Origin of the sequence: Algoriphagus alkaliphilus (assembly GCF_900103735.1) — a bacterium.
Lineage (GTDB): Bacteria > Bacteroidota > Bacteroidia > Cytophagales > Cyclobacteriaceae > Algoriphagus > Algoriphagus alkaliphilus.
This window is the reverse complement of sequence record NZ_FMXE01000027.1, coordinates 53,499-69,771: the sequence shown is the minus strand read 5'-3', so window position 1 is coordinate 69,771 and position 16,273 is coordinate 53,499. Positions and strand designations below refer to the sequence as shown.

The following is a 16,273-nucleotide window of genomic DNA, read 5'->3' as shown; positions in this document are numbered from 1 at the left end:
GCGGACGGGAGTTCAAATCTCCTCATAAATTTGAAATGTTGATTTATAAAATTATTAGGCGAGGTAGCTCAGTTGGTTAGAGCGCAGGATTCATAACCCTGAGGTCGGGAGTTCAAATCTCCCTCTCGCTACATAGGTCTCTGATTTTTCAGAGGCCTTTTTTATTTTTAGGGTATGAGTGAATTTGTCGTATACATTCTTTACTCCCCTTCCTCAGGAAAAACATACACAGGAATGACTTCTGATTTGATTACACGATTTCAATTCCACAATTCAAAATCGACAAAGGGATTTACTATTCGATTTAGGCCGTGGACTGTAATTCATGTGGAATTTTTTGATCAAAAAATGCAGGCTCTAAAAAGAGAAAAGGACCTGAAATCCGGAAAAGGAAGAGATTGGATCAAAAAACAAATAATTCCAGATTTCACCTAGCCAAAAGGATTCGTAACCGCTACGCCACGGCGTACAGGCAAGGAGGACAGGATTCAAATCTCCTCCCGAAAGCATTCGGGACTACCAAGTGGCTGTCTCATAACTGCTGTTTGTCACTTTGAGCGAATTCGAAATGTGGCTTTATTCGCTGAAAATAGCCTTCGACTCCGCTCAGGGTGACTGTAGTCGAAGTTTCATGCTGACCCTTTCAATCCTTTTGAGACAACCTCTTTTTTATTTTTCATCCATTTAAGTTTTTGGCTATATTCCCAAATAATGAGCCTAAAAACTGTACAAAATCCTCCCGACTTCTTTTTTCAAAAACTCCGTTTTTTAGGTCCTGGGTTTATTCTTTCTGCGTCTATCGTTGGTTCAGGTGAATTAATTGCCACCACAATTCTTGGAGCCAGAGGAGGTTTTATCACGTTTTGGGTAATCCTGGTCAGCTGCCTGATCAAAGTTGCTGTTCAATTGGAGTTTGGGAAAAATGCAATCATATCAGGGAAACCTTTGATGCAAGAGTTTAATCAATTATCAGGGCCAAGCCTATTTAATGTAAATTGGGCTGTTTGGTCAACTTTTATTCTAACCCTTTTGAAAATCCTTCAACTCGGTGGAATGCTTGGAGGAGCTGCAATAGTTCTGAATCTGATTTTTCCACAAGGATCGATCATTTTATGGATCATCCTTCTGGGAATCAGTCTGAGTCTTCTTATTTATAGAAACTATTACCTTTTGATTGAAAAAGCATCAACTCTGATGGTCTTTGGCTTTACATTATTTACACTGGTTTCACTGGTTGCACTTTTTTATACTCCATTCGCTTTTTCACTTTCAGATGTTTTAACAGGCCTAAGTTTTAAACTCCCTCAGGAGGTTCTTTTTGTTGCTATTGGAGCTTTTGGAATCACCGGCGTAGCGAGCGATGAAATTATTGCTTACACCTATTGGTGTCAAGAAAAGGGCTATGCAGCTTTCACAGGTGCTAATGACGGATCGGAAAGCTGGAAATATAGAGCTAAAGGTTGGATCAAAATCATGTATCTGGACGCGTTCTTGGCCATGATCATTTATACTTTGGTCACGGCATCCTTCTACTTATTGGGCGCTGCCATTCTTCACGGAAATGATGCTTTGCCTGATGGAATGGATTTAATCAATTCCTTAGCCGCCATTTACACAGAATCACTGGGGCCAGGTGCAAAGTTTGGTTATCTTCTTGGAGCTTTTTTCGCACTTTATTCCAGTGTCTTTGCTACTCTTGCCTATTGGTCGAGACTTTTTCCGGATATCTTTTCACAATTCGGATGGATTAATTCCGAAAACAGAGAGCATCACAAAAAATGGGTAGCAATCCTTGCTTGGGTCTTTCCTATTGTTTGGGTAATAACCTTCCTCTTTGTAAAGCTTCCAGGCTTTATGGTGCTTTCAGGTGGAGTGGTAGGTTCTGTCCTTTTACTTGTAGTGGTGGCCGCCGCAATTAAATTCAGGTCAAAAAACAGAAGCCTAAAAGTAGTTTCAGGACAATGGTCGGAATTTATGTTTTGGATCAGTGTTGCTTCAATTTTGACGGTTTCAGTCTATGGAATTTTCAAATTATTTTAAACAAAAAAAGCCTTCCCTCGGGAAAGCTTCTGCAAAATAGGATGTGCCGACCTTATTTTACTCTTTCAACTACAGCTTTGAATGCCTCTGGATGGTTCATTGCCAAATCTGCCAAAACCTTTCTGTTGAGATCGATTTCTGCTTTTTTCAACAAACCCATCAATTGAGAATAAGATACACCGTGCATTCTTGCACCGGCGTTGATACGCTGAATCCATAAACCTCGGAACTCTCTTTTCTTCGCTTTACGGTCTCTGTATGCGTACTGAAGACCTTTCTCGTACTTGTTTTTAGCTACTGTCCACACGTTTTTACCTCTTCCGAAGTAACCTCTTGTGGCCTTAAGTATCTTTTTTCTTCTTGCTCTGGACGCAACCGCGTTTACCGATCTAGGCATAGTTTTTTGATTTTTGAAGCTTGGTGTCCTGATTTACTCGGGATCTTTTTTACCAAAGCATCTGGTGAATTAATGAACCTTACTGATTAATTGAAATTGGACGAAGATCAAATCTTCAACATATCTCTTACTCTACCTTCGTCAGACACGTGTACCAAACCAGTCTTGGTCAGGTTGTGCTTACGCTTAGTAGATTTTTTGGTCAGGATATGGCTTTTGAAAGCGTGTTTCCTTTTGATTTTACCGGTGCCTGTTAAGGCAAACCGCTTTTTTGCACTGGATTTGGTTTTTACTTTTGGCATTTTGCTGTATTTAAAATGGTTGAAATTATTTTTTTCCTGGCTTCGGAGCGATGAAGATGTTCATTCGCTTTCCTTCCAATTTCGGCATCTGTTCGACGATACCATAATCCTCAAGAGCCTGAGCAAATTTCAACAGGAGCATTTCTCCCCTTTCTTTGAATACAATAGATCTACCTACGAAGTGTACATAAGCTTTCACTTTTGCTCCTTCTTTTAGAAAGCTGATTGCGTGCTTCAATTTGAAATTGTAATCGTGGTCGTCGGTATTAGGCCCGAAACGAATTTCTTTCAAAACAACTTTAGCCGCATTGGCCTTGATTTCCTTCTGCTTTTTCTTCTGCTCGTATTTGAATTTGGCATAGTCCAAAATCTTGCATACAGGCGGATTGGTAGTCGGTGAAATTTCAACCAGGTCCAGCTCATTGTCCTGAGCCAGTTTAATTGCCTTTTCCAGAAGCAATACTTCGTTCCCTCCTTCGACGAAATCTCCTACTACTCTTACTTCGCGAGCTCTGATTTTTTGATTTACCTTATATGGTTCTTCTTGTCGACCTCTAGGTGGTTGTCTTTCTCTCAAGTTTTTTCGATTGTTTTTATTGAAATTGACTGCAAATATCGGAATTATTTCTAATTCTAAAAAGCAGAATAAAATATTAGCTAATTACTATTTACTCAATGATTCTGAAATAATCTTCTGGAAGTAAGCAATAAACTCAGCTGGCGTGAAGCTACCCAAGTCCCCCTGACCATGCTTTCGGACAGAAACTTTACCTTCTTCTTGTTCCTTTTCCCCTACTATCAGCATGAAAGGCACTTTTTTCACTTCTGAATCTCGAATCTTTCGACCGATCTTTTCATCACGGTTATCTATACTTCCAGCAATATCAGCATCGTCCAAAATGCTTTTCAACTCTTCGGCGTATGCGATATATTTTTCGGAAATAGGTAGAATATTGATCTGCTCTGGAGATAACCAAAGCGGAAAATCACCTGCACAGTGCTCAATTAGCACGGCAACGAATCTTTCCAAAGAACCAAATGGAGCCCTGTGGATCATCACCGGTCTGTGCTTTTGATTATCCGAACCGATATACTCCAATTGGAATCGATCCGGAAGTTGGTAATCCACTTGGATGGTTCCAAGCTGCCACTTTCTGCCCAAAGCATCCTTCACCATGAAGTCCAACTTAGGACCGTAGAAAGCTGCTTCGCCTAGTTCAGTCACCGTATCCAGTCCTTTCTCCGCAGCTGCTTCGATGATTGCTGATTCAGCTTTTTCCCAAGCTTCATCAGTACCGATATATTTCTCTTTTTTCTCAGGATCTCTCAGTGAAATCTGAGCTGTGTAATCCTCAAAACCCAAGGCTTTGAATACATACAGCACCAAATCGATCACTTTGATAAACTCTTCTTTTACCTGATCAGGACGGCAGAAGATGTGCGCATCATCCTGAGTAAATCCCCGAACCCGGGTCAAGCCGTGTAATTCACCACTTTGCTCATAGCGGTAAACTGTTCCAAACTCAGCATATCTAATAGGTAAATCCTTATATGATCTTGGCTTGTGCTTGTAAATCTCGCAGTGATGCGGACAGTTCATCGGCTTTAGAAGGAAAGTCTCACCTTCATGCGGAGTGGTAATCGGCTGAAACGAATCCTTCCCGTACTTTTCATAGTGACCGGAAGTCTCATACAATGCTTTGCTACCGATATGTGGGGTTGTCACCTGCTGATAGCCTGACTTATCCTGCGCTTTTTTCATGAAGCTGATCAGTCGCTCGCGCAAAAGGGTTCCTTTTGGAAGCCAAAGCGGCAGACCCATTCCCACTTTTTCGGAGAAGGTAAAAAGCTCCAATTCACGACCGATCTTTCGGTGATCGCGCTTTTTTGCTTCTTCAAGCAAAGTCAAGTATTCCTGAAGTTCTTTGGCTTTTGGGAAAGTGACGCCATAAATACGGGTTAACATTTTGCGCTTTTCATCCCCTCTCCAATACGCTCCAGCAATGTTGGTCAGCTTGACGGCTTTGATAAATCCGGTATTGGGAATGTGCGGTCCTCGGCAAAGATCAGTGAAATTGCCTTGCTCATAGAATGTGATCGACCCGTCTTCCAATCCTTCCAAAAGGTCGAGCTTGTATTCGTCTCCTTTTTCCTTGAAAAATGCGATAGCATCTGCTTTCCCAACTTCTTTTCGAATGAAATCGGCTTTTTCGCGTGCGAGTTCGATCATTTTCTGCTCGATCCTTTCCAGCTCCTCTCCTTCCAACTTGTGATCGCCGAAGTCCACATCGTAATAGAAACCGGTTTCAATCGAAGGACCGATACCGAATTTGATTCCCGGATAGATTGCTTCCAAGGCTTCTGCCATCAAGTGGGCCGAAGAGTGCCAGAAGGTATTTTTGCCTTCTCCATCATTCCAGGTCAATAATTGTAAGGTGGAATCTTCATGGATCGCACGGGTGGCATCCCAAACCTGACCATTAACTTTGGCAGCAAGGACATTTCGCGCTAAACCCTCACTGATACTTGCAGCAATCTGTAGCCCGGAAGTTCCTTTTTCATACTCCCTCTCCGAACCGTCCGGCAGGGTAATTTTAATTTGTTGTGACATGTGTTTGTGTTTTATGCCTATACAAACAGGCAAAGGATTTAAGCTGCAAATATGCACAACCGGCCTGCAAAGGAAAAATTTAGGGGAAGGGAATGTGGAAATGAAATTCGATTTTTTCTCCTTTAGCTGAAAAGGATGAGTTGTATCAAAATTTAATACGTGTATTCGCTTTTTCGTCAGTAACCAAATTTTATAAAGTTTCACCTCGACTTCCCACCACGGTGGGCAAGCTGCTCGGTGTCCGTGGGCTTTGTTTTTAAGGAAGGGGAGAAATATGCGGCTGCTCCGCATTTCCCTCCTCTTCCCATCATTAACTCTGAACCCGGAGGCCGAGCGACGGTTGGTGAGCTGGTCGAACCAAGTCGAGGCCATTTTGATCAACTGGCATCTACGCAGCTAATCAAAAAAATTAAAATTCATTTCCTTATTGATTCAAAAAGATTTAATTCAACTCAAAAACTCTTTCCAAAACTTACTCCTGCAAATCTTGGCTCAAAGATCCATCCTTCTCTTCCGCCAGTTGGAAGAATGAAAATTGGAGTATATCCCACCCGGAAAAAAAATCCGCCTTCTGGTTTTTGGTACCTGTATCCTACTCTTAGAGGTATGAAAGCGTCAAAAACCACTTTATCTTCTAATTCTAATGATTCTGAATTAAAATCTAAAGTTCTACTTAAATAAGAAGTGACTCCAAAACCCAATTCCAGATGATGGTTTGACTTGCCATATAAGGCTGATACCTCTAAAGGAATAACGGGTAGCCAAATCGTCTTGAAATTATTTATTTGATCACGCCACATAGAAAAACCTGCACTCGCATTCAGCTTTAGTTTCCCTTTTTGATGAAAAATCTTGTTATAGTTTATCGCGTATCTTCCAGAACTTCCTCCTAATTCAAGATAAATGGCATTTTTAGCAGTGAAAGTATCGGGTTCGGTCTGGGCAAAAGTGAATTGAGATAGTGTCAGGAAAACTAGAAAAAATCCGATGAGAACTGGTTTGAATAAGGAGTTCATAGCAAAATTGTTTTAAAGTAGCTCTGATTTATTTGACCTTCAAAAATTGATAATCTATGTTTAATCCTAAGTCAACGAAACCTTAATTAGATTATTTTCCCATTAAATTAAAGTTTTTTTTTTTAGCAAAAATATTTAGTGAAACTAAATGAAGTTTTCTTCGCTAATCACAAAATAAACTGTGCACTCACTTTCACATGAAACGGCTTTGCTCCCGGATTATCCAAATAAGTCATCCGATGAAAAAAGTCAACCCGAAAGAATTTAAAAATATTTTCCACGCCGTACCCCAATTCAAAGTAAGGCGTCCCAAAATCCAATTGCCCAAACGTTTTGCGAGGATTTCCTTCAGGATCTACCATAGGCACAATGGCTACATTGTAATTTTCTACGGATCCCCAAAGCACATTGGCATTGCCGACAAATCGCCACTTTAATTTTTTAATCAAAGGAATTGAGTTGAGTAAAAAGCCTTCAAAAGACTGTCTATATCGAATACTGAGATATTTATCCGAAGTGAATTCCGTGAAATTCATCGTATTGAATGCAGCCGTTGTGTAAAACAAGGTTTCATTACCCAAGTGATTTTTCAGAATTGGATAGGGAACTTCCCCAAAGATTTTCCCCGCATCCAATTCATACCTTCCTACCCCAAAACGCCCCAAATTAATTCGATGATAAACATATAAACTTAGCTTTTGATAATCTAAATCTCCCCCAAACCCATTTATTCCCTGGGTATAATTGATTTCAAAAATCGGCCATTTCACCGATCCAAGTGAGGCTCGCTCGTTGTCATTGATAATGATGATTTCATCTCTACCGTAGCGGATTCCTGCACGGATTTCGGTAGTTGAAAAGTTAGATTTGAATTCCCTGGTATTCTTATCCAAGTAGTAAAAGTCAAAAAGCGGATCAAATTGACCCAAGTTCACTCCCCCTTTTACCAAAAATCCTTTAAAAAATTCCCGTTGAATATTAAGTCCGTGATTCGTACTGAAGTAAGGACTTCGTAAAGTGCCAAACCGGCTTGCAGCCAGAAATATGCTGTTGCCTTGAAGGTTAGAAATTTCCAGACCTACTTGATCGATTTCTCTTGAAGAATAAGCCTGCAGGGATGTCCAGTGGTTTCTGTCTAATATACGGGTGATCGAACTTGCATATTTCCATTCCTCATCTCTAAATCCTCTGGCTAAATACCCTTTCAATTCCCACTTTTTACTGAATTTATAATTGGTACGAAAGCCCATACCCAAGCGCACTCCTTCCACATTATTGTAATTGAAAAATTCAGGCCAAGGCCCGACATCAATTTTACCCATGGCCTTATATCCTGTTGCAAAAAACTTAAGACCTTCAGAATAAAACCTAATAATCGGAATATTCTTCAGGGTATCCACCATTTGAAGTACGGCCAACTCTTCCACGCTCAGGGGATCAGGTCTGTTTTTCTCCCAAAAATCTGCGCCAACAAGCCCAAAATCAGGCTTTAACTCAACTGCCTGGTTGAAAAATTTAGTGTCCTTTGGCTCATTAACCAATATGCTGTCAATTGCGGTGTAAAACTTAGCCAAAACTCCCGCTGTATTATCGCTAAGCTGCGAGATCTTAATTAGAACCCGTGTTTTGGAGGGGATTAAAGGGCCAGCCGAACTGGCTACCAATTCCTGTTGAATTTTTATCCGGTCTACGAAATTCAGATTCGCGGCTTTCGGAATTGTCAAATCGACCTGCCTGAGCGCGTAATTGTCTTTCTGGATCCAAATCGTCCCTGAAAACGCCAAATCCTGTTCTCTTTGTGGATAAACTTGGAGTTTGTAGCAAGTATCCCGACCAACCAAAACAGAATCAAGCAGGTCATAATCATAGGATGTTCGCCAGCCATCAGCTATCGGTGAAATAAAATCTTTATTTAGAATGGAAAGCCAGTTTTTATAAAAATTATATTCCTGAAACACTGATCCCGTAATCTGCGAGGTAGTAGATCCATCCGTGATGCCGACCCCGGTGACTTTCGATTTTTCGATTACCTCTTTTTTGAGTTCAGGATTATTTCGGTAATAAAATTTTGAAACCGTCTCTGAAAAAAATACGGGAAGGATTTTTTCGCCCTCATCATCGGTCAGCTGCTTGATGCTGTCGAGTACTGCCGTGACCTTCTTTACAGACCTACGTTGCCTAAAATCCTCCGAAAGGTTATCAATGTCAATCTCAATTTTGGTATAGCTCCTTGTTTCATAAGCCGATAGAGTCCTTTTATCAAAGTCTTTTCTTCGCTCTACGGCACGTCTTATGATCTCGAAAGCAGGATTTTCCCCAGCTGTAAAGACAAATGTCTCTAAATCAAACAAGGCAGATCGAAGTTGAAAATTGATCGTTTGGTCTGCTGATTTACTTAATGCTTTTGACTGTTTGATATATCCCAAATAGCTGACGTCAAGGCTATCAGTCAAAGTTTTTGACTGTAGGAAATAATTCCCTTCAAAATCTGTGGTGATACCGACTGTCGTCCCTCTCAAAATCACATTTGCAAAGGGAATAGGGTCGCCCGTTTCGGCATCAGTAACTTTCCCTTTTATGGAAAACTGCGCCAAAACTGAACTTGAAATCAAGAAAAAGCCAGCAAAAAGAAGGTTTCGAAGCATGGGGTGAACGCACTGAATTTTAAAAGTCTCGAAAGATAAAGTCAAACCGCCTTTTTAAGGTTCGATTTGAACGCAAAAATTTCCAAATCTCTGTTTTTTTCCGAACTGCAAAACCTGCTTGGATTCAAATTTCGACTTGTATATTTGGGATCAAATAGATTCAGTGATGACATACGATGTAGTAATAGTGGGCGGCGGAATTGTGGGCTTGGCAACAGGATTGAAAATCCAAAAAGGCCGTCCAGACCTTAAAATAGCCATTCTGGAGAAAGAAGATCAACTTGCCAAACATCAAACAGCCAATAATTCTGGCGTAATCCATTCAGGGCTTTATTATAAACCCGGTTCACTGAAGGCCACCAACTGCATTAACGGGTATCATGAGTTGATACAATTTTGCACAGAAGAAAAAATTCCTTTTGAAATCACCGGAAAGGTGGTAGTGGCCACAAAAGAAGAGCAGAAACCATTGCTCAAAACACTTTGGGAACGTGGTATTCAAAATGGACTCGAGGGCACGCGCTACATCACGTTGGAAGAGCTGAAAGAATACGAACCGCATTGCGCGGGTGTTGCTGCTATCCATATTCCCCAGACAGGGATAGTGGATTATTTTAAAGTGGCTTTGGCCTACGGAAGAAAAATAATACAAGCTGGAGGGGAAATATTTTTAAACCATAAAGCACTTAAAATCAACCAAAAGAATGGAATCAATTTCATTGAAACGGCAAATAAAACTTTTGAAGCAAAACTGGTAATCAATTGCGCAGGACTTTATTCCGACAAAGTCGCCCAGATGAATGATCCTTCTTTTAACGATGTGAAAATCATTCCTTTTCGGGGTGAATACTTTAAGCTTAAAAAAGAAAAGGAATACTTGGTCAAAAATCTGATTTATCCTGTTCCGGATCCCAATTTCCCGTTCCTTGGTGTCCACTTTACCCGAATGATGAAAGGTGGCGTAGAGGCTGGTCCCAATGCAGTTTTGGCTTTTAAAAGAGAAGGATACAAGAAATCACAGATCAATTTGGGGGAATTAGCCGAAACCTTAGCATGGCCGGGATTCCAAAAAGTGGCAGCAAAGTATTGGAAAACCGGATTTGGAGAGATTTACCGTTCCTTTTCAAAAGCCGCATTCACCAAAGCGCTTCAAGAATTGATTCCTGAAATACAGGAAAGTGATCTGGTCGAGGGCGGAGCCGGAGTCCGGGCACAGGCTTGTGATCGAACGGGCGGTTTGTTGGATGATTTTGCAATCAGAGAATCAAGCCATTCAATTAACGTCTTAAATGCACCCTCTCCTGCGGCGACAAGTTCGCTATCGATTGGCGGCACAGTTGCTGAAATGGCATTGAAACGATTTATTTAAGTCTGGAATTCAGCTTTTCCAAAGTTTCAAAACTTTGGAAAAGTTCATTATTACCAAATTAGAAAATCCAAAAATCGATATTCCGCCCAGGTAAACTCTTGCCCTGAGACCATAAAACCAGTATGTCCTCCCCTTTTTGGCATTTCCAGAATGATTTCTGACTTTGATTCAGCGAGTTTTACAGGATAGCATTCCGGTCCAAGCAGAGGATCATTGAGCGCATTGATAATCAGGGTTGGAATACCAATATGTGCCATCCAATTATCTGCGCTGACAGCTTGGTAGAAGTCTGCTGAATCTTTAAATCCATGTAATTTGGCGGTGAAATGAGTGTCAAACGAATCAAAATCCTTCACTTTGTGCAACAAGTCCAGATCAATCAAATCAGGAAACTGCATAGCTTTTGCCTCAATTTTTTTCTTGAGTTTGCCCAAAAACCGATTTCTGTAAAACAGATTCCTTCGAAGCTTGAGGGTAGCAGCACTCGATGGAAGGTTACAGGGTGTTGAATACACGGCTGCTCTTTGGATGACTTTAGGCAAATCGTCTCCTTTTTCACCTAAATATTTGAGCGTTTGTGCTCCACCCATACTTATTCCGACAAGGAAAATTTCACGGTAGGAATGTGTTGAAATGACATGCTCAATGACTGTATTCAGATCATAGCTGGCACCATGATGATAAAGAATCGGCCTGAGGTTCATTTCTCCCCCACAGCTTCGATTGTTCCAAATCAATACATCGATCTTATTTTGATTGAAAAGCTTCACCAAACCCATAGCGTAATGCCTCCTTGAATCTCCTTCCAATCCGTGGGAAATAATCAGGAGTTTACTTCCGCCTACTTTTGACCAATCCAAATTCAAAAAGTCATTGTCCGGCGTGTTGATTTTCTCTCGCACATAGTTGACACCCAATATTTTTCGAAGCAAACTTGGTACAATGGTTTCCAAATGCCCATTAAACAAATGCCTTGGGGGATTATGATAAGTACTTGGTATAATTGGCATTAATTCAAAAATTTAAATCTTCACATGAAGTTTATTTACCGGAAATTCAACACCGTCAAACAAACTTTACCTTTGACTAATAAAATTCAATCATCGGGTCTAAAACAAAATCGGAGCTGCATGTGCAAGCTCCTTTTTTATTATTTCAGGCGATCCACTTCTGATATAGCCAATTCAACTTGGTGTAAAAATTTCTGAAAATGCTGTTCAAATTGAAATCCAAAACCCTGTGATTCTAAAATAACTTTTCCCTCATTTAATGCTTCTGCTAAGCCCGAAAACTCAAACATCATTAGTGTAGGTTTAATTTTGTGACGGATTTGCTGGATAATTACCTCATCTTTCTCTTTAAGACCTTCTGCATATTTGGATTGTAATTCAATCAGTCCATTGTATATCGCAGAAGTCAGTTCCATTCTAAATTCCTCGTCTCCTTCAGCCATTTCCAGAATTCGCTGATTTAATTCCGGGTAGTAACTATTCATAAATCTGTTATTTAATAGACTTTCCGGCTAAATATCCTGTAGACCAAGCGGCTTGAAAATTAAAGCCCCCTGTAATACCGTCAATGTTTAAGACTTCGCCGGAAAAGTATAGGTTTGGGTGATAAAGACTTTGTAAACTTTCCGGATCGACCTCACTCAATTGGATTCCACCTGCGGTGACAAATTCCTCTTTGAATGTTGTTTTTCCATTTACTTCCAAAATATAGCAAAAAAGGTTCTGTACCATTCTGTTTAATTGCTTTTTCGGCAAATTTCCATAAAGTTGGGTTGAGTCGATCTCAGCTTTGAAGCAAAAATGCTCCCAGAGCCGTGACGGGATGTCAAATAAGGGATGTGTAATTACTTTTCGATTAGGATGATCTTTGCCATAGTTAAGTAGCTGTATTTGGTAATCATTTTCACCAAAACTCGCATTCCAATTGATAATCGCCCGAGCTTGGTACTGATGATCATGAAGCCATTCTGCACCGAAAGCGGAAAGTTTCAGCACTGCAGGCCCGCTGACACCCCAATGTGTAATCAATACCGGACCCCGATAATTCAACTTGGTCCCTTCTATTTTGACCAAACCATCTGGTACAGCCACTCCCATCAACTCTCGAATGGGTTCCCCCGGAGTATTGAAAGTAAATAATGAGGGAATTGGGCTATTTATCCTGTGATTTAATGATTTAAGAAAATTGTAACCTTCGGTTTTTGGATGTCCTCCGCTTGCAATTACTACTGCATCAGCACGGAATACCCCCTTCTCAGTGATCAGCTCATAGCCTTTTTCAGTAGGGTTAAGTTCTTTAATTCCAGTGGAAACCAGGATCTTGACTTTGCACTTTTTAGCCTCAGCCATGAGCACATCAATAATAGACTGAGAAGTATCCGAAACAGGAAACATACGTCCATCCGATTCGACTTTCAGTTCAACCCCCCTTGACTCAAACCATTTGATAGTATCCCGAATGGAAAAGTGCCTGAAGACACGCTTAAGAAATTTCTCTCCCCTCGGATAATTTTTTATCAATTTAGAAATCTCCATAGGCCGATGGGTGACATTGCATCTACCACCACCGGAGACCTTTACCTTGGATAAAAGCTTGGGGCTTTTCTCGAAAATAGTCACTTCCCTCCCCATTCCACTGGCATGGATTGCAGCAAAGAAACCAGCCGCACCCCCTCCTATTACTGCGATTTTCAATTGGTTTATCTAATTAAATAACAATAAGTTATGTCTATCTTCTTTTACCGGTAAATGATCCCAAAATTCCTCTGGCTAATTCACGAAACAGGGTTCTTCCCATTTGCCTCACCATCGTGTTTTTACTAAGCTCACCGAGCAAAGATTCATCTTGCTTAGTCCTAGATCCGCTTCTTGGAGGAGAACCGGGAAGTGTAGCTTTATCCTGATCTCGTTGGACTTGTTCCATTTTTCGCTCCAAAATCTCAAATGCACTGTCGTGGTCGATTTCCTGATTGTATTTACCCGCCAATTGGGACTTGGAGACTAAATCGCGAATCTCCGAATCCTCCAAAATATCCATTCGGGTAATCGGAGCCCGTACCAAGGTGTGCGCTAGGGGTGTTGGTATCCCTTTCTCATTGAGTGCTGTAACCAAAGCCTCCCCAATCCCCATGGAAGTCAAGACTTCCGAAGTTTTATAAAAATGGGAATCGGGATAATTTTCTGCCGTTTTAGTGATAGCCCTGCGGTCTTTGGCTGTAAAAGCCCGAAGGGCATGCTGGACTTTCAATCCCAACTGACCCAAGACGTTATCGGGGACGTCCGTTGGAGTCTGGGTACAGAAAAAGACACCAACACCTTTAGACCGGATTAATTTTATGATGGTTTCAATTTTGTCCAAAAGATCCTTGGATGCACTGGAAAAAACCAAATGAGCTTCATCAATGAACAAGCACAACTTTGGTTGATCAGTGTCTCCCTGTTCCGGAAAAGTCTCATAGATTTCAGAAAGCAAGCTCAGCATAAAGGTTGAAAACAGCTTTGGCCTACTTTGAATGTCAGTTAAGCGAATGATGGAAATGACACCTTTACCATCTTTTGTTCTCACAAAATCATTTACCTCAAAAGAGCGCTCACCAAAAAACCGATCTGCACCCTGCTGTTCCAATTCGATGATTTTCCGCATAATCGTGTTGACCGAAGCTGCGGATACCTGTCCGAATTCTTTTGTAATCGCTTCTTTGCCTTCATTGGAAACAAACTGAAGCACACGCTTGAAGTCCTTCAAGTCCAGCAGAGGAAAATGATGCAGATCACAATATCTGAATACCAAAGCGACAACCCCCCGCTGTGTATCATTCAATTCCATAATCTGGGAAATTAAAACAGGCCCAAATTCCGAAACAGTGGCCCTAAGTCTAACACCCTTTTCGTTGGAAATCGTCATGAGTTCTACGGGAAGCCCCTGAGGTGAATATGCAACTCCTATCGTAGCAGATCTTTTTAGAATAAAATCAGAGGATTCACCTGCCATAGCAAGTCCTGAGAGATCTCCTTTTAAGTCCATCAATACGGAAGGAATTCCTTTTAATGATAACTGTTCGGCTATTACCTGAAGGGTTTTCGTTTTTCCCGTTCCGGTAGCGCCTGCGATAAGTCCATGCCTATTTAGAGTCTTCAGGGGTATTTTTATGTGCGTGTTGGTTACCGCTTCTCCATCCAAGATCCCTGTGCCGAGAACGATGAAATCTTTTTTAAAAACCTGACCCTCAGTCAGGAGTGTTTTAAACTGATCAATTTTGCTCATGGGAAAAATTTTGAATTCCAAACTACAAAAAAACCATGAGTCGCCTCAAGGTTTCCTGAATGAAAGATTCCGTCAGACTCAATGTGTGATAATAGGATCAAGTGATTCTGCCTAGCTGATAAAGTCTTACCATTTGGAAAATGCCGAAATTCCTCTAAAAGGTCTCAAAACCTACAGTAATTTTTCTTATTGATCCGCTTGCAATTTTTAACTTTGGCTTAATAGAAAGTGTTCTTTACTTGCAAAACATTACAAATCTGAAATCTTGAAATTATATACGTTGATTTCCCGAATCCTTCTCGTCACATTATTGACAATGTCTTCCCTAGATGTCATTGCCCAAGCCGGACCGAATCTTGGTCAAACTGACCGCTGGATGAAAGGTGCTTTGGCCGCAATAGAGAGAAACGATTACCAAACTGCCAATTCTATTTTTAGAAACCTGATTGATTCGGGACTTCCACTTCCGGATGAGATGCCTTATTATTTTTCAGAGACACTTTATAATCTTGGCCAATTTGACAACAGTTCCAACTTCCTGAAAAAATATCTTGAGTTAACAGGATTCAAAGGTGAAAACTACCAAGGAGCAAAAGAGCTTCAGGAAAAGCTTAAAATACATATCTCGGCAATTGAGGCATGCAATCTCTGTGATCGGAGAGGGTACCGATTTGAGACCTGTTTTACTTGCGACGGATCCAGGCAAATCGAGCAAACCTGCACTTATTGCAAATCAAAAGGAATCGTCGGCTGCAGCCGTTGTGCTGCCTCAGGTTTGATCAAAAAAGTAAATATTTTCAACATCGTGGAGTTTTTTGAATGTGAGCGCTGCTCCGGCAAAGGTCGCTTGACCTGTCCTGAATGTGAAGGATCCGGAAAAGAAGTGAGTGATTGTAAAACCTGCTCAGGTGCCGGAAAAATAACCTCCGATCATATTTGCGATCACGAGGACCATGATCATGATACGGATCCAAAAAAGTAAAAATTCCACCTAAGGTGGGATTCAAAATCATTTGCAATACTTATTGAACAAATCATCAGCACCTGGATATTCTAAAACTGATGCAAGCTTAAAATCTTCACATGCTTGTTTTTTTCTGTCCAAAGCCACTTTTAATATTCCCCTGTTAAGATAGGCTTGACCAAAATCCTTATCAATCTGAATGGCATTTCCATAAGCCTTCAATGCATCTTCAGGTAATCCCAATTGATGCAATGCTCTGCCCTTTAAAAATGAGGCCATGGCCGGGGCCCCGGGAATAGCCTCCGCCTTTGTTGCATAGAGTAATGCACTGGCATATTTCTTATCTTGCAACTGAACAGCTGATAAGCTAAGAAGAACCTGAAAGTTATTTGGATCATAAGCCAGAGCTGACTCAAAGTCAATTCTGGCTTTATTATAATCTCCCATTTCCTGATAGGTCCTCCCTCTGTTATACAACATGGTCACATCGGTAGGCTTTAACTTAAGATTATCCGTGTAAGTCTGAACCGCACGTTCATACTGCCCCTTTTCAAAATAACTGTCGGCTGGATTCTTTTTAGAATCGGAGCAAGCCCAAACTGTCACAGCGAAAACCGAAACAATCAGGGCTTTGGGAAATAAATTCATCTTTTT

At 40.9% G+C, this 16,273-nt stretch carries 15 protein-coding genes and 1 tRNA gene; 5 read left to right on the top strand and 11 right to left on the bottom strand.

What is annotated here, in order from left to right; genetic code table 11:
• The first annotated feature begins 57 nt into the window (after window positions 1-57).
• From BLQ81_RS16455 to BLQ81_RS16445, 3 genes are all read left to right on the top strand, one after another.
• Window positions 58-131: transfer RNA gene (locus tag BLQ81_RS16455), tRNA-Met, on the top strand.
• Window positions 132-174: 43 nt separating this feature from the next.
• Window positions 175-435, top strand: coding sequence for a GIY-YIG nuclease family protein (locus BLQ81_RS16450; RefSeq protein ID WP_092732227.1), 261 nt, complete (start codon window positions 175-177; stop codon window positions 433-435).
• A gap of 276 nt (window positions 436-711) precedes the next feature.
• Window positions 712-2,040: an Nramp family divalent metal transporter gene (locus BLQ81_RS16445; RefSeq protein WP_092732224.1), complete on the top strand. Its 1,329-nt coding sequence runs from the start codon at window positions 712-714 to the stop codon at window positions 2,038-2,040.
• A 52-nt stretch (window positions 2,041-2,092) separates the two neighbouring features.
• Here BLQ81_RS16445 and rplT read toward each other — a convergent pair whose 3' ends face one another.
• From rplT to BLQ81_RS16415, 6 genes are all read right to left on the bottom strand, one after another.
• Window positions 2,093-2,437, bottom strand: a complete 345-nt coding sequence (gene rplT / locus BLQ81_RS16440) for a 50S ribosomal protein L20 (protein WP_092732221.1) — start codon at window positions 2,435-2,437, stop codon at window positions 2,093-2,095.
• A gap of 107 nt (window positions 2,438-2,544) precedes the next feature.
• A complete protein-coding gene (rpmI, locus tag BLQ81_RS16435) occupies window positions 2,545-2,739 on the bottom strand; it encodes a 50S ribosomal protein L35 (protein WP_077350130.1) in 195 nt (64 codons plus the stop codon).
• 25 nt (window positions 2,740-2,764) lie between these two features.
• Window positions 2,765-3,316: a translation initiation factor IF-3 gene (gene infC, locus BLQ81_RS16430; protein WP_092732218.1), complete on the bottom strand. Its 552-nt coding sequence runs from the start codon at window positions 3,314-3,316 to the stop codon at window positions 2,765-2,767.
• Between the two features lie 87 nt (window positions 3,317-3,403).
• Entirely contained in the window at window positions 3,404-5,350 is a 1,947-nt protein-coding gene (gene thrS, locus BLQ81_RS16425; protein WP_092732215.1) for a threonine--tRNA ligase, read from the bottom strand.
• 452 nt (window positions 5,351-5,802) lie between these two features.
• Entirely contained in the window at window positions 5,803-6,366 is a 564-nt protein-coding gene (locus tag BLQ81_RS16420) for a hypothetical protein (RefSeq protein WP_092732212.1), read from the bottom strand.
• A 167-nt stretch (window positions 6,367-6,533) separates the two neighbouring features.
• A complete protein-coding gene (locus BLQ81_RS16415) occupies window positions 6,534-9,011 on the bottom strand; it encodes a DUF5686 and carboxypeptidase-like regulatory domain-containing protein (protein ID WP_092732209.1) in 2,478 nt (825 codons plus the stop codon).
• A gap of 166 nt (window positions 9,012-9,177) precedes the next feature.
• Here BLQ81_RS16415 and lhgO point away from each other — a divergent pair, with 166 nt between their 5' ends.
• Complete coding sequence (gene lhgO, locus BLQ81_RS16410) at window positions 9,178-10,380, top strand: L-2-hydroxyglutarate oxidase (protein ID WP_092732242.1); 1,203 nt, start codon at window positions 9,178-9,180, stop codon at window positions 10,378-10,380.
• Window positions 10,381-10,430: 50 nt separating this feature from the next.
• On the opposite strand, the gene BLQ81_RS16405 is transcribed toward lhgO, so the two are convergent.
• The 4 genes from BLQ81_RS16405 to BLQ81_RS16390 form a co-directional block, all read right to left on the bottom strand.
• Window positions 10,431-11,390, bottom strand: coding sequence for a YheT family hydrolase (locus BLQ81_RS16405; protein ID WP_092732206.1), 960 nt, complete (start codon window positions 11,388-11,390; stop codon window positions 10,431-10,433).
• Window positions 11,391-11,530: 140 nt separating this feature from the next.
• The gene (locus BLQ81_RS16400) at window positions 11,531-11,875 is read right to left on the bottom strand and encodes a hypothetical protein (RefSeq protein ID WP_092732203.1); all 345 of its coding nucleotides are present in this window, start codon (window positions 11,873-11,875) and stop codon (window positions 11,531-11,533) included.
• Window positions 11,876-11,882: 7 nt separating this feature from the next.
• On the bottom strand, window positions 11,883-13,085 hold the full coding sequence (locus BLQ81_RS16395; RefSeq protein WP_092732200.1) for a BaiN/RdsA family NAD(P)/FAD-dependent oxidoreductase: 1,203 nt from the start codon (window positions 13,083-13,085) through the stop codon (window positions 11,883-11,885).
• 34 nt (window positions 13,086-13,119) lie between these two features.
• On the bottom strand, window positions 13,120-14,655 hold the full coding sequence (locus BLQ81_RS16390) for a helicase HerA-like domain-containing protein (RefSeq protein ID WP_092732197.1): 1,536 nt from the start codon (window positions 14,653-14,655) through the stop codon (window positions 13,120-13,122).
• A gap of 265 nt (window positions 14,656-14,920) precedes the next feature.
• Here BLQ81_RS16390 and BLQ81_RS16385 point away from each other — a divergent pair, with 265 nt between their 5' ends.
• Window positions 14,921-15,637, top strand: coding sequence for a tetratricopeptide repeat protein (locus BLQ81_RS16385; RefSeq protein ID WP_245693288.1), 717 nt, complete (start codon window positions 14,921-14,923; stop codon window positions 15,635-15,637).
• Between the two features lie 27 nt (window positions 15,638-15,664).
• Here BLQ81_RS16385 and BLQ81_RS16380 read toward each other — a convergent pair whose 3' ends face one another.
• Entirely contained in the window at window positions 15,665-16,267 is a 603-nt protein-coding gene (locus tag BLQ81_RS16380; RefSeq protein ID WP_092732191.1) for a tetratricopeptide repeat protein, read from the bottom strand.
• Window positions 16,268-16,273 lie beyond the last annotated feature (6 nt).